The sequence below is a fragment of the Polaribacter sp. 20A6 genome (assembly GCF_011378915.1).
In the GTDB taxonomy this organism is placed as follows: domain Bacteria; phylum Bacteroidota; class Bacteroidia; order Flavobacteriales; family Flavobacteriaceae; genus Polaribacter; species Polaribacter sejongensis.
In genome coordinates, this window is sequence record NZ_WTPZ01000004.1 from 32,389 (window position 1) to 58,912 (window position 26,524).

Sequence of the window (26,524 nt, forward strand, 5' to 3'; positions counted from 1 at the left end):
AATGAAGTGTATAATTATTGATGACGAACCGCTAGCATTAGAATTATTAGAAGACTTTATTTCTAAAGTTCCGTTTTTAGAATTAGTAGGTTCTTGCTCTAATGGATTTGAAGCAACAACCATTTTACAAGCACAAAAAATAGATTTAATTTTTACTGATATAGAAATGCCAGATTTTTCTGGAATCGATTTTATAAAATCTTTAGACAACAAACCACTATTTATTTTTACAACTGCATACTCTCATTATGCCGTAGAAGGTTTTAACTTAAATGCCATCGACTACCTAGTAAAACCAATTCCTTTTCATCGCTTTTTAAAAGCGGCAACAAGAGCACAAAGTTTATTGAAGTCTAAAACAGAAGAAGAAACACCTGTTACAAACTTAGAAACAACACCTGAGTTTATTTTTGTAAAATCTGAATATGAGAATCTAAAAATAAACTTAGCAGATATAAAATATATAGAGTCTTTAAAAGATTATATTAAAATTCATACCCATAGAGAAAAACCTATTTTAACACTTAGCAGTCTTAAGAGTTTTGAAGAAAAATTAGGGAGATTAAATTTTATCCGTGTGCATAAATCCTACATTGTTTCTATAAAACATATTTATTCTGTGCAAAGAAATAGAATTATTATTGATAATAATTGGATACCTATTGGGTTAAATTATAGAGACGATTTTATCAAAAAAATTGATAATTAACATTACAATTCTATTGTTCTAAAAGTTAAATTAATTCTAGGTGAATTCACCTTTTTAGTTGGCGGTAATCTGTGCAACCAATTGGTTTGTGTCCCTTTTTTCATAACCAACAAACTCCCTTTTTCTAAAATAATGTCTACTCTTTGTTTGTTCTCTTTATGTTTAAAAGAAAACTTACGATCTGCTCCTAAAGATAAAGAAGCAATAGCTCCGTTTTCCTTTAGCATTTTTTCTCCATCGGAATGATACGCCATTCCTTCATCACCAGAATGGTATAAATTTAACAAACAAGAATTATACGTTTCACCACTCTCCTGCTCTACGATTTCTTTAAGAGCTAACAATTCTTTGGTAAAAATATTGGCGGTTTTTGTTATCTTAGAATAAGTATAGGAATATTCTGACTCTCCGTACCAAGCTACTTTTCTCTTGGTCAATATCTTTTTACCAAAAATAATTGCTTCATCATTTTTAAAGTTGATGGTTTCCATTAATTTTTGATAATAAAACGCACACTGCTTTTTATTTAGAATTATTCCGTGATAATTTGTAACTCCATCAAAGGGTAAAATATTTTGTATTGTTTCTGAAGAAAATAAATCCATGAAATAAAAATACAATTTTAACTTGAATTGATTACTTTTAAAAAGTCAAAAAAAACCAATAATTTACATGCACAATAACTTGATCATATTAGCTGGTGGAGCCTCTTCTAGAATGAAGAAACCAGCAACTTCTAAAACCATAGATTCTAATGAAACTGCACAAGCAAACAACAGAAGTAAAAGTTTAATTAGTTTAGATAAAACAGGGAGACCTGTGTTAGATTATCTATTGTACAATGCAAAAAAAGCAGGTTATAAAAACATCTATATAGTTATCAATGAAGAAGGTGGTTTGTTTAAAGAGTTCTACGGAAGTAAGGATAAAAATAACGATTTTAAAGGATTAAATATTTCTTTTCCCATACAATATATTCCAAAAGACAGAGTAAAACCTTTTGGAACTGCAGACGCTCTTTTACAAGCTGTAGAACAATTTCCCGAATTGAACAATCAATTTTATACGGTTTGCAATAGCGATAATCTATACTCTACAGAAGCACTTTATACACTAAGAAAAACTGAACACAAGAATGCTTTTATCAGTTATAATAGAGACACCTTAGAATTTCCGTTAGAACGAATTTCTAAATTTGCATTGACAAAATTAGATGATCAAAATAACCTCATCAACATTCTTGAAAAACCTTCAGAAGAAGAGGTGCCTAATTTTTATGACAGAGACGGAAAGCTAAGAGTGAGTATGAATATTTTTAAATTTAATGGTAAAGAGTTTTATCCATTTTTAAAAAATTGTCCTGTACACCCTATTAGAAATGAAAAGGAAATGCAAAGCTCTCTTTTAAATTACATTACAGAAACGACTAATAAAGTTGTCGGAATTCCGCTTTCGGAACACGTACCAGACTTATCTTCTAAAGATGATATTGTTATTGTAAAAGCATATCTAAAAAAACATTATGCAAGCTTAGATTGGAATTCTATTTAAGAAAAATTGATAGTTACTAAACAATTAAATATTTTAACAGTAGGCTCTCAATTCTAATAAATATCATCAATATATAAATTAGATTACATTGTAACATATTAATTGAAACTAAAAACACAATTCAGACAAAACATTTATAGAACATACACAAACCCAACTTTATAATATTCACAAAAAAACATCTCTACAAGTAATTATTAGAGGGTTGTTATACCTTTTTAAATACACTTATGTTTAAATTATACATATTATTGCATATTATGGATAAAATTTTACTCAGTTATATTTATAAGTTTGCTTAATGTCTTTTATGACCAATATGTTAGTAGCAGAAGAAGCTTAAAAATTATCTTATTTTTTTGACTTCATTTAATATAAAAACAATTAATTAAAAAATATTTTATGCAGCAATTTGAACAGTATATCAACGGAAAATTTGTAAAATCGACCTCTACAGAAGTAATTGAAATTTTAAATCCTTGTACAGAAGAAGTGTTATCTTTAATGCCTATTGGAAGCGTTAAGGATGCTCAATTAGCTTTAGAAGCAGCACAAGCTTCTCAACATGCATGGAAATCTCTTCCTGCAATTCAAAGAGCTAACTATTTAAATAAAATGGCCGATGTTATTCGTGAGAATAGAATTTTCTTAGCAAAAACGTTAGCAGCAGAGCAAGCAAAAGTAATGGGGTTAGCACAAGTAGAAATTGATGTTACCGCAGATTACTTTGACTATTATGCAGGTTTTGCAAGAAGAATAGAAGGAGAAATTATACAAAGTGACCGTACTAAAGAGCACATCTTTTTACACAAAGCACCTATTGGTGTTGCTGTAGGTATTTTACCTTGGAACTTTCCATTCTTTGTAATGGCTAGAAAAGTTGCTGGTTCTTTAATTACCGGAAATACATGTGTAATAAACCCAAGTTCTATTGCACCAAATACGGTAATGGCATTTGCTAAATTAATAGAAGCAATAAAACTTCCGGCTGGTGTATTAAACTATGTTTGTGGTAAAGGTAGTATTGTTGGTAATGCACTTTCTAAAAGTCCTATTACTGGTATTATTAGCTTAACAGGTAGTGTTGGTGCTGGTCAAATGGTTATGGAAGCCGCCTCTAAAAACATTACTAAAGTTTCTTTAGAGTTAGGTGGTAAAGCTCCAGCAATTGTATGTGCAGATGCTAATTTAGAATTGGCTGTAAATGCGGTTGTTACTTCTAGAATTACGTTTAGCGGACAAGTATGTAACTGTGCAGAACGTTTATATGTAGAAGAATCTATACACGATAAATTTTTAGACATGGTTGCAGCAAAAATGAAAACTCTAAAAGTAGAAGATGCTTTTTCTGAAAACAATCCAGATATGAGTGCTTTGGTTTCTAAAGCGCAATTAGATAAGGTTTCTGAAATGGTAGAATTTGCTAAAAAAGAAGGAGCAGAAGTTGTTGTTGGAGGAACTAGAACTCCAGGATTTGATAAAGGATATTTTTATCAACCAACTTTATTAACTAATGTAACTCAAAACATGCAAATTATTCAAGAAGAAGTTTTTGGACCAGTTTTACCTGTGATGAAATTTAGTACTCTTGACGAAGCAATTGCTTTAGCAAATGACTGTGAATTTGGATTAACATCATCTATATTCTCAGAAAACTTTAACAAAGTAATGTATGCTGCAGAAGAATTACAATATGGTGAAACCTACATTAACAGAGAGCATTTTGAAGCAATTCAAGGTTTCCACGCAGGTTGGAAAAAATCTGGTTTAGGTGGTGCAGATGGTAAACATGGAATGGAAGAATATTTACAAACAAAAGTTATCTATGCACAATATAGATAATATTTCTTAATATTATAGAAGCACTTTTAATTTAAGGATCTCCCCCCAATATAGATCTTTTGAAAGTGCTTTTTTTATACACACAACAAAACTTTATTATGGCTGAGTCAAAAAAAATCCCCGTAGTTTCCAAGGAAGTTTTAATTCCTTTTATCATCATTACCTCTTTATTTTCACTCTGGGGTTTTGCCAATGATATTACAAATCCCATGGTTGCTGCTTTTGGTACCGTCATGGAAATATCTACTGCAAAAGCTGCTTTAGTACAACTTGCTTTTTATGGTGGATACGCAACAATGGCAATTCCTGCTGCTTTATTTGTAAGAAAATATAGCTATAAGAAAGGAATTCTTTTAGGTTTAACATTATACGCTATTGGAGCTTTATTATTTTTTCCGGCAGCGGAATTTGAAGTCTTCGGTTTCTTTTTAGGATCGCTTTATATTTTAACCTTCGGATTAGCGTTTTTAGAAACTACAGCAAACCCTTTTATTCTTTCTATGGGAGATGAAAGAACAGCTACACAACGTTTAAATTTAGCACAAGCCTTTAATCCTATTGGGTCTTTATTCGGAATGTTTGTCGCTTCAAAATTTATATTAGTCGCCCTAGATTCTGATAAAAGAAATGAAGCAGGAGAACTTATTTTTAACACATTAGACGAAGCTCAAAAAGCAGTAATAAGAACACACGATTTAGCAATTATTAGAGATCCTTACGTAATACTTGGTTTTGTAGTAATAGCAATGTTGGTGTTAATTTCGGTAACTAAAATGCCGAAAAGAGATACTACTAAAAAATATTCTAGTGCAGCAGATTCTTTTAAAAGATTATTTGCAAACGGAAAATACAAAGAAGGTGTTTTAGCACAAATGTTTTATGTAGCAGCACAAATTATGTGTTGGACATTTATTATTCAATATGCAGGAAATTTAGGAATACCAAAATCGACAGCGCAAAACTTTAATATTGTTGCCATGTCTATTTTCTTAGGAAGTCGTTTTATCAGTACTTTTATGATGAAATACATCAACGCAAAAAAACTATTAATGATTTTCGCAATTGGTGCGATGGTTACCACTGCTGGAGTAATTTTAATTGAAGGAATGGCTGGTTTATACTTACTAGTTGCAACCTCAGCATTTATGTCTTTAATGTTCCCTACAATTTACGGAATAGCCTTAGACGGATTAAGTGAAGAAGATTCGGCTCTAGGAGCTGCAGGTTTGGTTATGGCAATTGTAGGTGGTGCTTTAATGCCAATATTACAAGGTTCAATGATAGATATGGAAAAAATTGGTCCGTTTACAGGAGTCAACTTTTCATTTATTTTACCTTTTATTTGCTTTTGCTTTATTGCTCTTTACGGATACAGGGCTTTTAAAATTTATAAATAAAAAAATGGAAATAAAAATAAACCCTAAATATCCCTCTGTAACAGATTTAAGAAAAAGAGCAATGGTTAAAATGCCAAAATTTGCTTTTGAGTATTTAGATGGTGGATGTAACGAAGATATTAATTTAGATAAAAATCGTACTGACCTTCAGAAAATAGAGTTAATGCCTCAATATTTATCAAAGTTTGATAAATCTAATTTAAAAACAGAATTATTTGGTCATGAATACGATGCTCCTTTTGGAATTTCACCAGTTGGACTTCAAGGGCTTATGTGGCCAAATTCTCCAGAAATTTTAGCGAAAGCAGCCTTTGATCATAATGTGCCTTTTATCTTAAGTACTGTTACTACTTCTAGTATAGAACGTGTAGCAGAATTAACAGAAGGAAAATCATGGTTTCAATTATATCATCCTGCAGAAGAAAGTGTTAAAAGAGATTTGTTAGATAGAGCTGCAAATGCAGGAACAGATGTCTTAGTTATTTTAGCAGATGTACCTACATTTGGTTATAGACCAAGAGATGTTAGAAACGGCTTAGCAATGCCTCCATCTATGAGTGTAAAAAATATTCTTGAAGTATTTAAAAAGCCAGATTGGGCTATCCAAACTTTAATTCATGGGCAACCTGCTTTTAAAACAATGGAAAAGTATATGCCTAAAGGATTGAATCTAAAAAAATTAGGTGAATTTATGGATGTAACTTTTTCAGGTCGATTAAATGAAGATAGAATTGCTTCTATAAGAGACCAATGGAAAGGTAAATTAGTCATAAAAGGTGTTGTAAATGAAATGGATGCACAAAAAGCCATTAATTTAGGTGTAGATGGATTAATTGTATCTAATCATGGAGGAAGACAATTAGACGCAGGTCAATCTTCTATTGTACCTATGACTCATTTGGCTAAAAAGTTTAAGAATGACATAAAAATCATGGTAGACTCTGGTTTACGTGGTGGGCCAGATATTGCTAGAGCAATGGCTAACGGAGCAGAATTTACATTTATGGGACGTAGTTTTATGTACGGTGTTGGCGCATTAGGTAAAGAAGGTGGTAACCATACCATTTCTTTAATGAAACGAGAATTTCAGCAAGTTATGGAGCAATTATGCTGCGAGCATGTTAAAGACTTGCCGAACCATTTGATAAAATAGCAAACAATAATTACTATATTTTTCTTAGACTAATATTTTAATTTTTTAATTATAACAGAAATTTAGTACCTTTATTATGGTATTAAATTTCTGTTTTTTTTTTTACAAAATATTATTTTTCATGAAATTACACCGCTTAGATAGAAGCAGTATTAGTAATAGCTCTTTAACTACAAAGGTAAATGAATACCCTTATTTTTTAAAAATATGGCATTATCATGCTGAGTTAGAATTAGTGGTGATCTTAAAAAGTGAAGGCACTTGTTTCATTGGCGATAGTATTGAAAAATTTAATGTTGGAGATGTAATCCTAATTGGTAAAAACCTACCTCACATGTGGGTGAATAGTGAAGATTATTTTAATCAAAATGCTACCGAATTAGTAAAGGCAATTGCGATTCATTTTAAGCAAAACTATTTAGGAGATTCGTTTTTTGAAGCTTCAGAAATGAAACATATATTAGCACTTTTTGAAAGAGCTAAATATGGTGTAAAATTCTTAAACGTAGATACTAGCCTTATCAATGAGATTAAAAAAATGCTAGATTTAGAAGGATTTAATAAAACAATCTCATTTTTAATTATATTAAATAAACTCGCAAAACACACATCTACAAAAAAATTAGCGAGTGATGGATTTGTTAATTCCTTTAAATCTAACAAAAGTGATATACAAGACAAAGTACAAGCTTACATATTTAAAAACTTTAATAAAGAAATTAATTTAGAAACCGCTGCCTCTATTGCTAACATGAATACCGCTGCTTTTAGTCGCTATTTTAAACGTGTAAATAAAAAAACGTTCTCTAGATACGTTACTGAAATAAGAATAGGATATGCTTGTAAAATGTTAATGGAAGACAAATTTAATATTGCCGGAATTTGTTATGAATCTGGCTTTAAAAATATATCTAATTTTAATCGTCAATTTAAAATAGTGATGAACTCTACTCCTTCTAACTATTTAAAAAAATATAAAACCAAAATTTCCGAGCAGTAATTAATTAGTGCTAACGTTATTTTATTAGCTTTTACAATGTATTCTGCTATACATTTAATTTAAAAAGTAAAACACCCTCTTTTTAACTAGTTAACTCTAGATAAAAACTTAAATATTTATGCTTTTATTTGCTTTATTTAATATCAATCTAAATAATAAGGCAAAATAAGTATTACTAATGGTCAAAATTTAGGAAGACTCCAATAATCAGTTTTTGTACTATTGTATCTATAAATATTAATATCATTTCCGCATGAAAGTAGGTCTATTTATACCCTGTTACATCAATCAGTTATACCCACAAGTTGGTATTGCTACCTTAGAACTTTTAGAAAAATTAAATGTTGATGTTGGGTATCCGTCAGGGCAAACCTGTTGTGGTCAACCCATGGCAAACTCGGGTTATGAATATGAATCTGTTGGTGCTTGTAATAACTTTGTAGACAATTTTAAGGAGTTCGATTATATTGTTACTCCTTCTGGAAGTTGCGCGTATCATGTAAAAAAACATTACAACATTATTCCACAGACAACTGAAGTAACAAAAGTGAGAGATAATGTATATGAATTGTGCGATTTTATTTTAAACATCTTAAAAATAAAAGATGTGGGTGCTACTTTTTCTCACAAAATTGGAGTTCATAAAAGTTGCCACGGACTAAGAGGACTACGTTTAGGTTCTTGCTCAGAAGTTGTTGGCCCAAAATATTCTTATATAGAAGAATTGCTGCAAGAGGTAAGAGGAGCAGAATTAGTCACTTTAAAAAGAAGTGACGAATGTTGTGGTTTTGGAGGTACGTTTGCTGTTACAGAAGAAGCCGTTTCTGTTAAAATGGGAAAAGACAAAATTCAAGATCATTTAGAAAGTGGTGCAGAAGTAATTACTGCTACAGACACTTCTTGCTTAATGCATTTAGAAGGATTAATTAATAGAAACAAACAGCCTTTAAAAGTTTTGCATATCGCAGAAATTTTAAATAGCAACCTATAAAATACTAAAACATGAGTCATTCTAAACTAGCAAGTATTTTTAATAAAGACGAAAAAAGGGTTGATTGGCACGACAAAGCCCTATGGTTTGTCCGTCATAAAAGAGATCTATCTGTACACAACGTAAAAGGTTGGGAAGAACTAAGAAACCTTGGTCACGGAATTAAAGCTCACATGTTGTCTAACTTAGACAACTATTTAATTCAGTTTGAAGAAAATGCCAAAAGCAACGGTATAGAAGTTCATTGGGCTGCAGATGCAGAAGAACACAATAAAATAGTACTTCAAATTCTTAAAGATAATAACGCTAAAAAAATAGTAAAAAGTAAATCGATGTTAACCGAAGAATGTCATCTAAACCCAGCTTTGGAAGCAGATGGAATTGAGGTAATAGACACCGATTTAGGAGAACGCATCGTTCAATTAGCAAAAGAAACACCAAGTCATATTGTATTGCCTGCCATTCATAAAAACAGACATGAAGTAGACGAATTGTTTCAAGAACATTTAGGTACAAAACCTTGTGATGGAGATCCACAATATTTAACTGGTGAAGCAAGAAAACACTTACGAACCAAATTTATTCAAGCAGATGCAGCTCTTACAGGCGTAAATTTTGCCGTTGCAGAAACTGGTGGATTTGTAGTTTGTACCAACGAAGGAAATGCCGATATGGGCGCACATTTAGCTCCTGTTCATATTGCCTGTATGGGTGTAGAAAAAATAATTCCAAAACAAGAACACTTAGGTGTATTTTTAAGACTATTGGCAAGATCTGCAACCGGACAACCAATAACCACCTATTCATCGCACTTTAAAAAACCTAGAAAAGGTGCAAAAATGCACATTGTAATTGTAGACAACGGACGATCTGAACAATTAAGTAGACCCGATTTTAGAGCCTCTTTACACTGTATTCGCTGTGGCGCTTGTATGAACACCTGCCCTATTTACAGAAGAAGTGGCGGTCATAGTTACGATGCTACCATTCCAGGACCAATTGGTTCTATTTTATCACCAGGAAAAGACTTAAATAAACACAGTACACTACCATTTGCATCCACATTATGTGGCTCTTGTTCTGATGTGTGTCCTGTAAAAATTGACATTCACACGCAGTTGTACAAATGGCGACAAATAATTACTAAAGAAACACCTCAGCCGTTTGTTAAAAAACAAGCCATGAAAGCTATGGGAAGCATTTTTGCACATCCTAATCGTTTTGAAACTGTTGGTAAAATTGCACGTTGGTCTTTAAGAAACTTACCACAAGCAATGATTAACACCAAACCAAATGCTTGGGGAAAAGCAAGAGATTTACCCTTAGGACCAGAAAAAAGTTTCGACCAATGGTTTAAAGACAGAGAGAACGAGAAAAAAAGTTAAATTATGGGAAGCAGAAATCAAATATTAGACAGAATTAAAGCCAATAAACCGGAACTTTTAGATTTACCGAACATCAATATTTCTCTTTTTGATGAAGGTTTAGACCTTCTTAAAGAATTTACTAAAAAAGTAGAAGTTGTTGGTGGTAACGTTGTTACCGCAAGCTCTAATGAAGAAATTATTCAGCATATAAATAACACATTTACAGATGCCAAAGTCAAGTTTTCTAATTTGCCCAACACCGCTTCTTTTAACACTATAGAATTAGCCACTTTACAGAATCCGCACGATTTAGAAGATCTAGATATTTTAATTTTAGAAAGCAACTTAGGTGTTGCAGAGAATGGATCCGTTTGGGTGTCAGATATAGAGATACCTGTACGCGTATTACCGTTTATTACCAAACACTTAATATTGGTTATATCAGCAAAAGACATTGTACCATATATGCACCAAGCATACGAGAAACTAACCAATAAAGATGCTGGTTTTGGAGTATTTATTGCAGGCCCTTCTAAAACCGCAGATATAGAGCAATCATTGGTTATTGGCGCTCACGGTGCCTTAAGCCTTACCGTATTTTTAAAAGATTAATTTATTATTTATTTAGTGTGCCCACGCAAAAAAAAGCGTGGTCAGGCTATCCGTTTCAAGTCCTCGTTAGTACCTCACTGTGGGCTTGGAGTTTATCTTGAGCGAAGTAGAAAACCTTCTACCCTTCACGCAAAAGAACAATTTAAACTAATTCATTTACAATTAATTATACAGAAAATCCGCTTCGTCATTGCGAAGTACGAAGCAATATTATAAAGAAAACGAAAACCAGTATCAAAAATCAAGCTTACAATTATCAAAAAAGAGAAAGAAGTAACACTCTTTTTTAAAACTAAAACAGGATTAAACGATAAAAGTCTAATCCTGTAGTTTTAAATTGCACAGTAAAGTGCGTGCAATTTTTCTAATATACAACTGACCATATTAGAAGTAAAACCTAAAAGAAATCTTTTAGATTAATAACTATTAGAATATTAATCTGCTACTGTTTCACCAGACTGATTCATTGCCATTGTATGATCATATTTACAACAACCAGGTAAACCACTGTATGCATCTTTGCTACTAGAAACCTCTTCAGTATCATATCCAGAAGCTGCAATTGCAGTATGAATTGCCATAACATCTGTCTTAGCATCATTAAAAGACACATCTATTTTCTTTTTATTTACATCCCAAGTTGCGGTTGCAACGCCTTCTACGGCATTTGCTGCTTTTTCTATCGTCTGCTTGCACATACCACAGTTTCCTCTAACTCCAAAAGACAGAGACGCATTTGCTATTTCATTAGAAACTTCTGTAGTTTCTGTTTTTTGTTTGGCGTCATTTTTACAACTTGTAAAACCTACTGAAGCTATAATAGCTAGACTTAAAATTACTTTTTTCATTGTTTTTCTATTTAATTGTTACTATTTAATTTTTTAGGTGTCCCATTAAAAATAGTTGAGTTTGATATAACCTTTAAAAAAAAGATTTTCACAGTTTTTATTTTTAATGAAACCTCACTTTTCAGAATCATTCTTAAACAGCTTTTAAAGCTATTTTTAATTACATCTGTTTTCTAGTTCGTAACAATCAAGTCTTGGCTCTTAGTTCTAAAAGCGAAGCGTTCTTTTGTTTTTTATCGAACATTAATTATTTAATTTATTACTTGTTTTACTTCTCCACAAGTAAGCATTGCATCTCCAAAATAAGGATTCACTACTTTTTCTTCTCTACTTAACCAATAGGCACCTTTATTACTATTTGCCATCGGACAAAATTGATGGTACACTTTTTCATTGACTCCAAATACTTCAATGGCATTTGTTAATTGTGTAGAAACTATTTTAAAATGATTTCGCTGTTCTTTAATAGCAGAATTCTCTAAAATTAAGGTAGTGGCTGTTTTTAGCTGCTTTTCTATATCCATCCAATGTTTATGGGCTTCTGCTGCTTTTAATTGCTTCATATCTACTTTTTCTAAATTACTTAAGAAATTTTTAGAAACTGTAAGCACTTCTGTAGAATTCTCTAAAACCAAAGCATCTTTTAAATCTATATAATCATTAAACACCACTTTTAATTGATTTTGAAATTCCTTAGACACTTTAATTCTTTCATTTTTATTTATAGTTTTTCCTTCAACAGAACCACTCATTTCCATACCAAGGTGTCCTTCATGCCCCGTCATTACTTTACCTCCACCTTTATTCATCATCGATTTTTTGCCTTGTAATTGTGCTGCTGCATCTACCGTAAAAGTTCCGTTGGTTACAATTTCATTACCATTATTTAGGCCTTCTAAAACTTGGTAATTACTATTTATTTGATTGCCTAAAGTAATTTCGCGCATTTCGAAAACAGGTTCTTTCGGATTCGTTTTTACATACACAACAGATCGTTTCCCTGTCCATAAAACAGCCGAAGCAGGTATTGTAATTACTTGTTTTTTATCCACAGAAACAATACCTTTCATCTTTCCTTCTACAAACATACCTGGTTTAAACAGCTCATTTTTATTATTTAAAACTACTCTTAAATTTACAGTTCTTGTTTGCGTATCTAAAATAGGATCTATAAAATTGACCTTTCCTTTAAACGTTTTATTAGGATATGCATTTGTGGTTACCACAACATCCTGACCTTTTTTAAATTGACTAATTTTATTTTCATACACATCAAAATTTGCCCAAACAGTGTTTAAGTTAGATACTTTAAAAATCGGTTTTCCGTCCATAATATGCGAACCTACATTTATCGCAATTTCCGTAACTACACCAGATACATGCGAGTAAATGGTAAAACTATTTATCACTTTTCCTGTTTGCTCTACCTCATCTAATTGCGCACCATGAATCATCCAATTTTTAAACTTATTTTTAACAGCATTATATAGTTGTGGCTGAGAAGCCTTTAATTTATAAGCCGTTATTAATTCTTGTTGAGCGGCAATTAATTCTGGCGAATATATTTGAGCAACTGCTTGCCCTTTTGCAACACGTTCTCCCAAAGAATTTACAAATAGTTTTTCTACCCTACCATTAAAATGAGCGGGCATGGTTGCGGTTTCATCTTCATTTTCTGTAATTTTTCCTGATAAAACAAAACCTGTATCAGCTTCAGAAATATGTTCTCCTACAATTGATGTTTGTATGTTGGCCAATGCCATCGCGTTTTCTGAAAGCTTAAATTGATCGGCAGACAATCCTTCTGCACTGCTTGCTGCAGGAATTAAATCCATTCCGCAAATAGGACAATCACCCGCTTCTGGTTGCATAATTTGTGGGTGCATAGAGCAGGTCCACATTTGGTTTGTTTCTGCTACAGCATCGTGCTTGTGCATTTCTTCTGTATTCGAATTCCCTCCAAAAAGCACCCAGCCTAAAAGTAGTCCAACAGCTAATATTGCTATGTAAATTATATATTTTTTCATTATTTATATTTTAACTCTTCTTAATCGCAATGCATTAGAAATTACTGTAACCGAACTAAAACTCATTGCCAAAGCAGCAATCATAGGAGATAACAAAATTCCGAAAAAAGGAAACAAAACTCCTGCTGCAATTGGTATGCCTAATGTGTTATAAAACAGTGCGAAAAACAAGTTTTGTTTAATGTTTTTCATAACAGCTTCACTTAAATGTTGTGCTTTTACAATACCATGTAAATCTCCTTTTACCAAAGTAATCATTGCACTTTCAATTGCTACATCTGTACCCGTTCCCATAGCAATACCAACATCACTTTTAGCCAATGCAGGTGCGTCATTAATTCCGTCTCCTGCCATCGCAACTACTTTTCCTTGCTCTTGTAATTTGGTTACTTCTTGCAATTTATTTTCGGGTAACATACTTGCTTTAAAATCGGCAAGATTCAATTCGGTAGCCACAGCCTGCGCTGTATCATAATTATCACCAGTCAACATTATTACCGAAACGCCTCTATCTTGAAGTGCTTTTATTGCTTTTGCACTCGTTGCTTTAATTTTATCACCAATAACAACATAACCAACAACTTTTTTATCTACTGATAAAAAGGAAACTGTTTTCCCTTGTTTCTGATACGTTTTAGCTTCTTCTTCCATTTTAGGAGTGATTTCAGCATTGGCATAATTCATCATTTTAGGATTTCCTAAAGCTACTTTTTTACCGTTAATTCTAGCTTCCACACCTTTTCCTGTAACTGCACTAAATCCTTCCGATTTTAAAACTTCCGTGTTTTGCTCTTTACCATATTTCACTGTAGCCTCAGCTAAAGGATGTTCACTATTACTATTTAACGACACAATATATTGCAACACTTCTGCATCACTTAAAATAGCATTAAACGCAGCAGCTTTTTCTACGGTTGGTTTTCCTTCGGTAATAGTTCCTGTTTTATCAATAATTAAAGTATCTACTTTAGCCATTCTTTCTAAAGCTTCTGCATTTTTAACCAAGACACCATTTTGTGCTCCTTTACCAACACCAACCATTATAGACATTGGCGTTGCTAAACCTAATGCACAGGGACAAGCAATAATTAATACGGCTATAGCATTTACAAAAGCATACACATACACAGGTTCTGGTCCATAAATTGCCCAAATACCGAATGTTATTAAAGAAATAAGCACCACAACAGGCACAAAATAACCAGAAACTTTGTCTGCTAAATTCTGAATTGGAGCGCGACTTCTACTAGCATCATTTACCATTTTAATAATTTGAGAGAGTAGTGTATCGCTACCAATTTTCTCTGCTTTCATTAAAAAAACTTGATTGCCATTAATAGTACCGCCACTTACTTTATCGCCTTTAGATCGATCTACCGGAAGCGGTTCTCCAGAAATCATCGATTCATCAATCGTTGTATTTCCTTCAGTTATAATACCATCTACAGGAATTTTATCACCAGGTTTTACTTTTAAAATATCATGTAATTCAATTTTATCAATAGAAACCTCAACATCCTCGCCATCTACTATTTTTATAGCTTTATTAGGTGCTAATTTTAAGAGTTCTTTTACGGCTGAATTCGTTTTTCCATGTGCACGCGCTTCTAATAATTGACCTAAAAGCACCAATGTTAAAATAACGGTTGCGGCTTCAAAATAAACATGTACAGCACCCGATTCCGTTTTAAACTGAGCAGGAAAAACATCTGGAAAAAATAGCCCGAAAACAGAAAATAGCCAAGAAACACCTGCACCAATCCCTATAAGTGTAAACATATTTAGATTCCATGTTTTTATACTTCTATAGGCACGCTCAAAGAACATCCAAGTGGCATAAAAGACCACAGGAATAGACAGTGCAAACTGAATCCAATTCCATTTTTTTTGTTCCAAAATTGTATATAATGGATTGTTTGGAATCATTTCACTCATGGCAATTAAAAATATTGGCAAGGTAAAAGCTACTGCAATCCAAAACTTTTTTACAATCTTTTTGTATGTTTTTTCTTCTGATGAAAGATCGGGTTTCATAGGTACTAAATCCATTCCGCAAATAGGGCAGTCGCCAGCTTCACCTTTTACAACTTCAGGATGCATTGGGCAAGTCCACTGTTCTGCGGTGTTAATAGATATGTTTTGCTCTTCTACTAAATCCATTCCACAGACAGGACAATCTCCCGCTTTGTCATACGTTTTATCGCCTTCACAATGCATCGGACAATAAAAGGTACCCGTTCCTTTTCCTTTCGGAAGTTCTTTTTTTACTTCTTTAATATGATGCTTTTCTCCCGGTTTATGAATACTATATCGGTCACCATCATTTTTTAAGACTTCTTGGAAAGTTTCTAATGAAATATGAGATTCCATTTCTATAATAGCTTCTGCTTTTTCTAAATTAACTGTAGCTTTAGAAACACCTTTAACTTTAGAAAGTGTTTCTTCTACGTGTCCACGACAACCGTTACAAGTCATTCCGTGTATGTGATATGTATGTTTCATTTTGTTAGTTCTTTATAATTTACAAACAAATGTATCGCTGTTTTAAAAAATAAGTTTTTCTAATTCTGATTATAATTTATACAATTTGGTCTAATTCTTTCCGATCCCAATCTTGTAATTTTCGATACTCAGACATAGACATTCCTGTTACAGATTTAAACTGTTTTGCTAAATGACTACTATTGTTATAATTGAGATTGTATGCTATTTCAGAAAAGTTTAATTGATTTAATTGTATGTATTCTTTTACTTTTTCAATTTTTAAATTGATGATATACTTCTCTAGTGTAATCCCTTCAGATTTACTAAAAAGCTTACTTATTGCCGAATCGTTTTTACCAATCTCTTTTGTGATTTTCGAAATAATAGGTTCTGAGTCATTTTCTGAAATACTCTGAATAACAAGTACTTTAATTTGTTCTACCAACACTTTAGATTCATCTTCAATCAACTCAAATCCCAGGTCTTTAAGAGCTGTTTTTATAGTATCATAATTGCTGTTTAAATTTTGTTTTACAACAACTTTTCCTAATTCTATCGATTCAATATCTAAACCATTACGTGTCAATAATTCTATAATTGTCGATTTGCATCTAGCACAAACCATATTTTTTATAATTAATGTTTGTCCCATTTTTATTGAATTAAATAGTGAATACTCGTTGTTTGAATATAATAATTATAAATGGCTTCAACTTGATTCATTTGAAACTTTAATTGTAGTTCTTGAATGTCTAAAACATCATTAAAATCGATCGTTCCAGTTTCGTAACTTCTAATTAAAATATCTTCCGCATCTTTTGCTTGTTGTAGATTCTTAACCTGTGTATTATAACTAATTCTTGCAGAAGACCGATCGTTTATTGCCTTATCTAAAAGCGTTTCTAAAGTATTGTAACGTTCTTGTTTTTGAGCTTCAATTTCTTGTTGTTGCAACTCGTTTTGTTTAGTTTTCGATTTATATTTTTTATTGAATATAGGAATAGATAACGATACGGTTGGCATAAAAATATCTTTTCCTTTTTCACTAAAAGTGATGTCGGGTCCTGCTTGAATATTAATATAATCGATCCCAAAACCAAATGATGGGTTACTTTCTTTCTGATTCAGAAATTCGGATTGTTCTACGGATTGAAATAGTTTGTCATATTTTAATAATTCAGGATGCAATCCTAAATTACTAGAAGTAATTTCAAAATCTTTAGAGGGCATTAGCAAAGCATCAATAACCTCAATTTGAATATCCTTTTCTCTATTCAACAGATTATTAAAAACCGTTTGTTCTGATAAATATTGTTGCTCTAAAACCTGTCTTAATTGCTCTAATTCATTCTGACGCATTTGCAATTTAAAAACATCAACTGCAGAAGCTTTACCAATTTCAATCGATTTTAAAGCCAACGTTTCATAGGTTTTAAGCAGTTTGCTATTTTCAATTAAAATTGCTTGTTTTGCTTTGTTTACGTATAATTTGTAATAAGACTGAGAAACGGAAACCATTAATTTTCGTTTGGCAATTACAATGTCTTCATATTTGGTGTCTGCCAAAGAACTTGCATAATTTTCGCGAGAAGTAATGGTTCCAAACCAAGGCAACATTTGTTTTGCTGATACTTTAAAACGTTGTGTTCCTGTTCTAGTTTCTGGTTCTAACACAAAATAACCTGCACTAAATTCGGTATTTGGTAATGTGTTTACTTCGTTTACTTTTTCCGTAGCAATACGATACTGCAACTCAAATTTCTGAATTTCAGGACTATTTTCTAAAGCTTCCTTAATATAGGGTTCTAGTTCTTGACTTTGAATATTTAGAACAAAGAATAAAGAACCAAGAAGCAAGATTACTTTCTGTACGATATGTTTATTATTTTTTTTCATGGTATCTTTTTTAGTCTATTTTCTAAGCTCTATTCTCTTCAATTTTATCTCTTCTCTCCAACTATACAAAACCGGAACAATAAAGTAAGACGTAATATCAATCACCATTCCTCCAAAAATTGGAATTGCCATCGGAATCATAATATCGCTTCCTTTTCCTGTGGATGTTAAAACGGGTAACAACGCTAAAATGGTAGTAACTGTCGTCATTAAACACGGACGAATTCGTTTTTTAGCAGCTTCTAACGCCGAAGCTCTAATACTCATTTTATCCGCAGGTTTTTCACGATCAAAAGTTTGTGTAAGATAGGTTGCCATTACAACACCGTCATCTGTTGCAATTCCGAATAAGGCAATAAAACCAACCCAAACAGCCACACTTAAATTTATGGTTTTCATGTTAAAAAGGTCTCGCATATTCTCTCCAAAGAAACTAAAATTAAAAAACCAATCTTGACCGTATAACCAAATCATAATAAAACCACCCGCAAATGCAACGGCAATTCCTGTAAAGACCATTAATGAAGTTGTGATCGATTTAAACTGAAAATACAGAATTAAAAAGATAATTGCCAACGCCAAAGGAACCACAACAGCCAATGTTTTTTCTGCACGTAATTGATTTTCATACGTTCCTGTAAATTGGTAACTGATTCCTTTAGGAACAATTAATTCTCCTGAATCTATTTTCTGCTGAAATAACGCTTGCGCATTTTCTACCACAGCAACTTCTGCAAAACCGTCTATTTTATCAAACAATACATAACCGACTAAAAAGGTGTCTTCACTTTTTATTACCTGCGGACCTTGCTCGTAACGAATCGTTGCCAATTCACTTAAAGGCACAGGACTCCCTTTTTCTACAGGAATATAAATGTCTTTAATGTCTTCTGGATTGCCACGTAATTCTCTTGGGTAACGCACACGAACTCCATATCGTTCTCGCCCTTCCACAGTTTGCGTTAAGGACATACCTCCAATAGCGACTTTTAGCACACTCTGTACATCTTCGATTGAAATTCCATATCGTGCTATTTTTTCTCTATCAATATCAATCAATAAATACGGTTTACCCACAATTCTATCGGCAAAAACAGCTTCTACTTTAACACCTTCCGCTTGTTTTAAAAGACTTTCTAGCTCTAATCCAAAAGCCTCAATTTGCTTTAAATCTTGCCCTTTTACTTTAATTCCCATTGGTGCTCGCATACCCGTTTGAAGCATGACTAAGCGTGTTTCTATAGGTTGCAATTTAGGTGCAGAAGTAACTCCTGGTAACTTGGTGACTTTGATAATTTCTTTCCAAATATCATCTGGATTCTTAATTTCTGGTCGCCAGTTGCGGTAAAACTCACCATCGTTGTCTTCGATAAGTTGGTTTGCTTTTACAGATGTTCCTGCGGCAACAAAACGTTTTGCGTTGTTATTATGGTCTATATGAGATTCCTCGTCGCTCGTTCCTCGTTCTGTCGGAATGACATTCGTTTTCAATTTAAATAAACCATCGGCATCTACCTTATAACGTTGTCTTTTTCCTTCGGAATTACGCATGTATTCTGATTTATACTGAATCATGTTTTCGTACATCGATAAAGGAGCAGGATCTAAAGCAGACTCTGTTCTACCAGCTTTTCCTACCACAGTTTCAATTTCTGGAATGGTAGCAACTGCCATATCTAATTGCTGCAAAACACGTTTGTTTTCTTCAACTCCTGAATGCGGAAGGGAAGTAGGCATCAGTAGAAAAGATCCTTCATTTAATGAAGGCATAAATTCTTTTCCGGTGTTGTTCATAATCCAAAATCCAGAAACAAGAACGGTGATTGGAACCATTAAAAACAACATCTTATTCGCTAAAGCCCATTGTAAAATTTGTCCGTAATATTTTCTAAAAATAGAGAACAAACCTAAGATTCCGAAGCAAATAATAGCCACAAAAACCAAGTTGATAAAAATACTGCGATTAAAACCTAAAGGTCTCCAATATTCTGCCAATAGAAACACAATTGCTGCCGACGATATAATGATATTAACAAGGTTTACTTTTTTACTATCTAGTTTTCCTAAAATGCCTAATACGCCCGAAATTCCGAAAGCAACTACTATAAAACCTAACCAAAATCCACTTATTACAATTACAAGTCCGGCAAGAATTAAAACACCACTTACAATGTATTTAAACGATTTTTTTAGCGTTGTTTTACGGAATAAGAAAGCTGCTAAAGGCGGAATGATAAACAAAGCAATTACTAAAGAGGCAGATAATGCCATTGTTTTTGTAAAAGCTAAAGGTCTAAACAATTTTCCCTCTGCACCCACCATCGTGAATACAGGTACAAAACTAATTATGGTAGTTAAAACTGCAGTTAATATGGCTCCGGAAACTTCCGCGGTAGCGTTATAAATAATTTCGTTTATGGAAAGTTTGTTGTTTTGATGAGATTCCTCGTCGCTCGTGCCTTGCGCTGTCGGAAGGACATTTTCACTCTTCACTTTCTCCTCATCAAGATGACGAATCATATTTTCGGCGAGTATGACGCCTACATCTACCATGGTTCCAATGGCAATTGCAATACCCGAAAGTGCTACAATATTTGCATCAACATTAAATAGTTTCATCGCCACAAAAACCATTAAAATAGCAACAGGTAACAAACCAGAAATTAAAATAGAAGCTCTTAAATTAAAAACCATTATAATAATCACCAAAATGGTAATTAATATCTCTAAAGTTAATGCTTCGGTAAGTGTGTCTAAGGTTTCTACAATTAATTCAGAACGATCGTAAAAAGGAACCACTGTTAGTTGAGATGTTCGTCCGTCTGCTAATACCTTCGTAGGCAAACCACCTTTTAGTTCCGCTATTTTTTCTTTTACGTTGGTAATTACTTCCATAGGATTTGCTCCATATCTAGCAACTACAACACCACCAACTACTTCTGCGCCTTCTTTATCTAATAATCCACGTCGTGCTGCAGGACCTAAAGAAACTTTACCAATATCTTTAATTTTAATGGATGTAAAATCTTTTGAAGTTACCACAGCATTTTCAATATCTGCAACCGATTTTATATACCCTAAACCACGAACTAAATATTCTGCTTGATTGATTTCTAAAGTTTGTGCACCAATATCTTGATTACTACTTTTTACAGCCTTAACAACTTCACTTAAACCAATATTGTATTGACGCATCAATTCTGGATTCACATCTACCTGATATTCCTGAACATAACCACCAATAGAAGCTACTTCTGAAACGCCACTTGCAGAAGACAACGCGTACTTTACATAGTAATCTTGTATGCTTCGTAATTCTTGTAAATCCCATCCACCAGTAACATTTCCGTCTTTATCTCTACCCTCTAGAGTATACCAATAAATCTGACCTAATCCTGTAGCATCTGGTCCTAAAGCAGGATTAACACCTTCTGGTAATAATCCGCTTGGTAGTGAATTTAATTTTTCTAAAATTCGACTACGGCTCCAATAAAACTCGATGTCTTCTTCAAAAATGATATAAATACTAGAGAAGCCAAACATAGAAGAACTACGAATGGTTTTTACTCCTGGAATACCTAATAAAGAGGTTGTTAATGGATAGGTAATTTGGTCTTCTATATCTTGTGGCGAGCGACCATCCCACTTTGTGAATACAATTTGTTGATTTTCACCAATATCTGGTATGGCATCTACAGCCACAGGATCACTTGGTAAAAAACCCGTATTCCAATTAAAAGGTGCGTTTACAGTTCCCCATCCTACAAAAAGGACAAGTAATAAAACCGCTACGATTTTATTCTCTATTAAGAATTTGATGCTTTTATTTAGCATTGGTTTAATTATTAAACAGTTAGACATTGGTGTTAAAAAAAACACCGAATACAAGAAATTATCCCAATGAGATTAATCACAGGATAACACAGTCTTTTTGTTTAAAAATTAAATTAAATAAGTCTCGTCTAACTTAAATATTTGCCTGTTAGCGAGCAGAGGTTCGTACTCTCCAGATGAAGGTACATTATTTTCTAAACCTTCAAAAAGGTTGATGTAAGAATAAATAAATGAAGTAATGAATACTTGTTGCTCAAAAGAAATGCTATCAATATGATGTTGTAATTCATTTTGACCTTCCACAACAACTTGTTCGTCATTACAGCAGTTCTTTTTTGAAATATTACAATCTTCAGATAAAGGTTTTTGCATTTCCATACCACAACCTTCTGCTTTTTGAAACATAGCTGTTTCTACCAAAGTATCACCACAATAATGCATACTAAAAGTCAATGACATTGTAGAGAATAGGACTACAACAGCCATTGCAATTGACATTATTTTATGTGAAACTTTCTTCATATTGGCCGCAAAGGTATACAAAATTAAAGAACAAAATATTAGTTAAGAAAAATTTAACTGAAAACAAGACAACTGACTTTCATAAATGTATCCCTATATTTTATTTAAAATCAGACATCATTCATTTAGAGAGTTTAGCGTAAAAAAGCAAGCCATATATTTACAAACATAAAAAACTCACACAACCTAGGTTAAAAAATCAGCGACAGTATATTTAAATCGAAATGTCTTTAATAAAAATAGATTGAAGAAATAATGTAAATTTCGTAAAATTGAAATTTAGCACAAAAACAGTTCAAATTATTTTACGTCCTTCTAAACGGATAAAAGTATTTTTGACAGGGATAAACAATAATTTTTATATTTAACCTGTTTTTCTTTAATCCTATAAAGTAGCACCTCGATAATTATATCAATTGCATTTTTAAAATTCATTTCAGAATTATAACGAAATGTACTTCTTTATTTATTGATAAACGTCCATTTTTACTTACTAATAAGTTTATCTATATTTAAAGTTGTTTGTTTTAAGCTTACTCCACAATCTTTTGCTTTAACAATATTTCCGTTATTCCATTATGTTTCAAAATAACTAGGGTACCCCATAGGGTAACTGTCACATGCTTTTTAAGGAGATTAAGATATTATCTATTTGATCTAAAAATTCTTAACTCTAATAAATTATCAGGTGAACTCAGTGTTTATAAAGGTTTAAGAGATTTTACCATCCTAGAATGTAATGTATAAAAAAAGCCTCACATAATATGTGAGGCTTTTGGCGGAGAAAGAGGGATTCGAACCCCCGGACCTGTTACAGTCAACAGTTTTCAAGACTGCCGCATTCGACCGCTCTGCCATTTCTCCAGTGCGTCTCATCAAGTATTCCCTGATTGCGGCTGCAAATATAGAAAGGTTTTTTAGTTTACAAAAACAAAAAACGATTTATTTTTATTTTTTTTTTGAATATCATACATGAAACCACATATCTATCTATAAATCAAGTATTTTAAATTATTATTATTTTTTTAGAAATCGTCACAAAAAAGTCTAAATAAAGAATTCTTGTATAGTAGTTCATTATATTTGCCTTTATTATTTTAATTATAAAATTATGTCATTTAATTCCTTTGGAAATTTATTAAAAGTAACAACGTATGGAGAATCTCATGGAACTGCTATTGGTGGCGTCATAGATGGATTCCCTGCAGGATTAGAGGTAGATTTTGAAGCCATTCAAAATGAGTTAGATAGACGTAAACCTGGGCAATCTAAAATTGTTACTCAGCGTAAAGAACCAGATACTGTAGAGTTTCTTTCAGGTATTTTTGAAGGAAAAACAACAGGAACTTCTATTGGTTTTGTTATTAGAAACACCAATCAAAAATCTAAAGACTACAACCACAATACCAATGTATATAGACCTTCTCATGCAGATTTTACGTATGATAAGAAATTTGGAAACAGAGATTATAGAGGCGGCGGAAGAAGTTCTGCCCGTGAAACTGCCAATTGGGTAGTTGCTGGTGCTTTAGCAAAACAGCTTATTGCAAGCATGAATATAAATGCATTTACATCTTCTGTAGGAGATATTTTTATAGACAAACCATACCAAGATTTAGATTTTTCTAAAACAGAAAGCAATATTGTTCGTTGTCCGGATGAAGCTTCTGCTGAGAAAATGATCAACAGAATACAAGAAATTAGAAAAGCTGGTGATACTATTGGCGGAACTGTTACTTGTGTTGCTCAAAATGTACCTGTAGGATTAGGAGAGCCTATATTTCAGAAATTACACGCACAATTAGGTAGCGCAATGTTATCTATAAATGCCGTAAAAGGTTTTGAATTTGGAAGTGGTTTTTGTGGTGCAAAAATGAAAGGTTCAGATCATAACGATGTTTTTAATGCAGACGGCTCTACACAATCTAATTTATCTGGAGGAATACAAGGTGGAATAAGTAATGGTATGGATATTTACTTTAGAGTTGCTTTCAAACCTGTTGCAACCATTATGAGCTCTCAACAAACTATTAACTCAGAATATGAAGTTACAGAAATTACAGGTAAAGGAAGACATGATCCTTGTGTTGTACCAAGAGCTGTACCAATTGTAGAGGCTATGACTGCTTTAGTATTAGCAGATTTTTGGTTGCTAAATAAAACGAGACAGATATAATTTACATACTATTTAAAAGATTGAAATAGAATACTTGTAAATTTATTTACCTTTAACGGAAAAACTTTTTTTTCTGTGGATATTAAACGACTATATTTTATTGATATTATTAGGGCTTTTGCTATCTTAATGATGCTACAAGGGCACTTTATAGATACATTACTAGCTGACTCGTATAGAGATTTAAATGATCCTACTTTTAGTCTATGGTATTATTTTAGAGGTATAACTGCCCCAACTTTCTTTACTATTTCGGGATTAATTTTTACTTATCTTTTGCTAAAGGCAAAAGAGAAAGGATTAGAAAACCAAAGAATGACAAAAGGGATCACAAGAGGTTTCTTTTTAATAGGTATTGGTTATTCGTTAAGAATTCCTGTTTTTAGTTGGTTAGCAGGAATATTTAGCCCCTATTTTCTAGTAATTGATGTACTTCAAATAATAGGTTTAAGCTTAATATTAATTATTAGTTTTTATTTTATCTGTGGCAAAAAAACAATCCTTTTTTCTATAATTACATTACTCTTTGGTACCAGTATATTTATAATAGAACCGCTGTATAGAGATTTAAACTTAGCCTCTATTCCTCTTTTTTTAAACAACTATATTTCTAAAAGTAATGGATCTATATTTACAATTATTCCTTGGTCTGGTTATGTCTGTTTTGGTGCGTTTTTAGCAACAATATTTCATAAAAACGTATTCAAAAAAAGCTTTAAAAAAATAATAATTACTTCATTTATCCTTTTTGGATTCATTCTAATTTTTTATTCTTCAAATATTCTCGTTTTCTTCTCAAAACTATTACAATCTCAACTATTAATGGATGCGGCAAGCTATAATTATCTATTTACTAGATTTGGAAATGTATTATTAATTTTCGCTTTCTTTTATAGCCTTGAAAAGTATTTAAAATCGCCTTTAATTTTAAAAATAGGACAAAAAACACTTTCTATATATGTAATTCATTTTATCATTATTTATGGGAGTTTTACTGGTTATGGGTTAAAGTATATTATTGGTAAAACCTTAAATCCAATAGAAGCTATTATTGGAGCAATACTATTCTTAATATCAGTTTGTCTACTATCTTTTTATTATGCAAAAACAAATACTTTTTTATATTTAAATTTGAGAAAACTATTTCATAAAGTAAAATCTTAATCTAAAATGAAAACGCTTTTATCTCTTTGCACTATATTCTTTTTTTTTAATAGTTTTTCTCAGGTAGATTACTTATCTAAATCAAATAAATTTTCTGAGAGAACTTATACCTATCTCAGAATAAAAAAAGAGAAGAACTTAAAGTTCGATTTTTACAGACCTAAAAAGACAAAAGGAAAAGTTCCGTTGTTAATTTATGTTCATGGTGGTGGTTTTTCTGGAGGTGATAGAAAAGATAAAAATTCTACAGCTTTTGCAAAAGAAATGGTTCAATACGGTTACGCTGTCGCAACAATATCATATCGGTTAACAATGAAAGGTAAAGGTTTTGGATGTGCGACAAATTCTGCATTAAAAATAGAAGCTTTTAACGATGTTTCTAAAGATATCAGTTATGCCGTAAAGTATTTTTTAAGACGTAAAAAGAGGCTTAAAATAGATGCTGATAAAATAATTCTAGTAGGTTCTAGTGCTGGTGCGGAAGCAATTTTAAATTTAGCGTATGTTTACAATAACAAAATTTTAGATCCAAATTTTAAATTTGCAGGAATTATTGCCATGTCTGGAGCCGTAACTTCTATTGATAAAATAACAACTGAAACAGCTATTCCAACACAGTTATTTCATGGAACAAAAGATAACCTTGTGCCTTATAATATTGCATCTCATCATTTTTGTGAATTAGAATCTGTTGGATATTTAAACCTTTTTGGTTCTAAAGCAATTGCTAACAAATTAAAATCTATTCAGAAACCTTTTTATTTATATAGTGTAAAAAATGGAGATCATAGTTGGAACACAAGACCTATTTATCAATGTAAAAACGAAATATTGGACTTTTTATATTATGATGTTTTAAAACAGAAAAACAGGCAGATAGAAACTGAGATTTAATAATCATAAAAAAAGCGAAACAAAATTGTTTCGCTTTTTAAAATATAAGCTATTTTT

At 32.2% G+C, this 26,524-nt stretch carries 20 protein-coding genes and 1 tRNA gene; 12 read left to right on the top strand and 9 right to left on the bottom strand.

Annotated elements, in window-relative coordinates:
- The first annotated feature begins 1 nt into the window (after position 1).
- On the top strand, positions 2–709 hold the full coding sequence (locus GQS57_RS10190; RefSeq protein ID WP_165732758.1) for a LytTR family DNA-binding domain-containing protein: 708 nt from the start codon (positions 2–4) through the stop codon (positions 707–709).
- 2 nt (positions 710–711) lie between these two features.
- Here GQS57_RS10190 and GQS57_RS10195 read toward each other — a convergent pair whose 3' ends face one another.
- On the bottom strand, positions 712–1,314 hold the full coding sequence (locus GQS57_RS10195) for an alpha-ketoglutarate-dependent dioxygenase AlkB (RefSeq protein ID WP_165732759.1): 603 nt from the start codon (positions 1,312–1,314) through the stop codon (positions 712–714).
- Between the two features lie 67 nt (positions 1,315–1,381).
- Here GQS57_RS10195 and GQS57_RS10200 point away from each other — a divergent pair, with 67 nt between their 5' ends.
- The 8 genes from GQS57_RS10200 (at position 1,382) to GQS57_RS10235 (ending at position 10,622) form a co-directional block, all read left to right on the top strand.
- Positions 1,382–2,260: a sugar phosphate nucleotidyltransferase gene (locus GQS57_RS10200; protein WP_165732760.1), complete on the top strand. Its 879-nt coding sequence runs from the start codon at positions 1,382–1,384 to the stop codon at positions 2,258–2,260.
- A gap of 402 nt (positions 2,261–2,662) precedes the next feature.
- Positions 2,663–4,102, top strand: a complete 1,440-nt coding sequence (aldA, locus tag GQS57_RS10205; protein WP_165732761.1) for an aldehyde dehydrogenase — start codon at positions 2,663–2,665, stop codon at positions 4,100–4,102.
- Between the two features lie 98 nt (positions 4,103–4,200).
- Entirely contained in the window at positions 4,201–5,499 is a 1,299-nt protein-coding gene (fucP, locus tag GQS57_RS10210) for an L-fucose:H+ symporter permease (RefSeq protein WP_165732762.1), read from the top strand.
- Between the two features lie 4 nt (positions 5,500–5,503).
- Positions 5,504–6,652: an alpha-hydroxy acid oxidase gene (locus GQS57_RS10215; RefSeq protein ID WP_165732763.1), complete on the top strand. Its 1,149-nt coding sequence runs from the start codon at positions 5,504–5,506 to the stop codon at positions 6,650–6,652.
- A gap of 121 nt (positions 6,653–6,773) precedes the next feature.
- Positions 6,774–7,652: an AraC family transcriptional regulator gene (locus tag GQS57_RS10220; protein WP_165732764.1), complete on the top strand. Its 879-nt coding sequence runs from the start codon at positions 6,774–6,776 to the stop codon at positions 7,650–7,652.
- Between the two features lie 253 nt (positions 7,653–7,905).
- Positions 7,906–8,643, top strand: coding sequence for a (Fe-S)-binding protein (locus GQS57_RS10225; protein ID WP_165732765.1), 738 nt, complete (start codon positions 7,906–7,908; stop codon positions 8,641–8,643).
- 11 nt (positions 8,644–8,654) lie between these two features.
- A complete protein-coding gene (locus GQS57_RS10230; RefSeq protein ID WP_165732766.1) occupies positions 8,655–10,028 on the top strand; it encodes a lactate utilization protein B in 1,374 nt (457 codons plus the stop codon).
- Positions 10,029–10,031: 3 nt separating this feature from the next.
- On the top strand, positions 10,032–10,622 hold the full coding sequence (locus tag GQS57_RS10235; RefSeq protein ID WP_165732767.1) for an LUD domain-containing protein: 591 nt from the start codon (positions 10,032–10,034) through the stop codon (positions 10,620–10,622).
- Positions 10,623–11,056: 434 nt separating this feature from the next.
- Here GQS57_RS10235 and GQS57_RS10240 read toward each other — a convergent pair whose 3' ends face one another.
- From GQS57_RS10240 to GQS57_RS10275, 8 genes are all read right to left on the bottom strand, one after another.
- Entirely contained in the window at positions 11,057–11,470 is a 414-nt protein-coding gene (locus GQS57_RS10240; RefSeq protein ID WP_165732768.1) for a heavy-metal-associated domain-containing protein, read from the bottom strand.
- Positions 11,471–11,721: 251 nt separating this feature from the next.
- Positions 11,722–13,497 carry an efflux RND transporter periplasmic adaptor subunit gene (locus tag GQS57_RS10245; RefSeq protein ID WP_165732769.1) on the bottom strand — a complete coding sequence of 592 codons (1,776 nt, stop codon included), beginning with the start codon at positions 13,495–13,497 and terminating at the stop codon, positions 11,722–11,724.
- Between the two features lie 3 nt (positions 13,498–13,500).
- Positions 13,501–15,999 (bottom strand): heavy metal translocating P-type ATPase, encoded by a 2,499-nt coding sequence (locus tag GQS57_RS10250; protein ID WP_165732770.1) that lies wholly within the window; start codon positions 15,997–15,999, stop codon positions 13,501–13,503.
- A gap of 76 nt (positions 16,000–16,075) precedes the next feature.
- A complete protein-coding gene (locus tag GQS57_RS10255) occupies positions 16,076–16,633 on the bottom strand; it encodes an AraC family transcriptional regulator (RefSeq protein ID WP_165732771.1) in 558 nt (185 codons plus the stop codon).
- A 2-nt stretch (positions 16,634–16,635) separates the two neighbouring features.
- A complete protein-coding gene (locus GQS57_RS10260; protein ID WP_165732772.1) occupies positions 16,636–17,877 on the bottom strand; it encodes a TolC family protein in 1,242 nt (413 codons plus the stop codon).
- A 15-nt stretch (positions 17,878–17,892) separates the two neighbouring features.
- Positions 17,893–21,711, bottom strand: coding sequence for an efflux RND transporter permease subunit (locus GQS57_RS10265; RefSeq protein ID WP_165732773.1), 3,819 nt, complete (start codon positions 21,709–21,711; stop codon positions 17,893–17,895).
- Between the two features lie 108 nt (positions 21,712–21,819).
- The gene (locus GQS57_RS10270; RefSeq protein WP_240915463.1) at positions 21,820–22,233 is read right to left on the bottom strand and encodes a hypothetical protein; all 414 of its coding nucleotides are present in this window, start codon (positions 22,231–22,233) and stop codon (positions 21,820–21,822) included.
- Between the two features lie 776 nt (positions 22,234–23,009).
- Positions 23,010–23,097: transfer RNA gene (locus GQS57_RS10275), tRNA-Ser, on the bottom strand.
- A 247-nt stretch (positions 23,098–23,344) separates the two neighbouring features.
- Here GQS57_RS10275 and aroC point away from each other — a divergent pair.
- The 3 genes from aroC (at position 23,345) to GQS57_RS10290 (ending at position 26,467) form a co-directional block, all read left to right on the top strand.
- Entirely contained in the window at positions 23,345–24,409 is a 1,065-nt protein-coding gene (aroC, locus tag GQS57_RS10280) for a chorismate synthase (protein WP_165732774.1), read from the top strand.
- A gap of 75 nt (positions 24,410–24,484) precedes the next feature.
- Positions 24,485–25,573 carry a heparan-alpha-glucosaminide N-acetyltransferase domain-containing protein gene (locus GQS57_RS10285; protein ID WP_165732775.1) on the top strand — a complete coding sequence of 363 codons (1,089 nt, stop codon included), beginning with the start codon at positions 24,485–24,487 and terminating at the stop codon, positions 25,571–25,573.
- Positions 25,574–25,579: 6 nt separating this feature from the next.
- Positions 25,580–26,467, top strand: coding sequence for a carboxylesterase family protein (locus tag GQS57_RS10290; RefSeq protein ID WP_165732776.1), 888 nt, complete (start codon positions 25,580–25,582; stop codon positions 26,465–26,467).
- Positions 26,468–26,524: the final 57 nt, after the last annotated feature.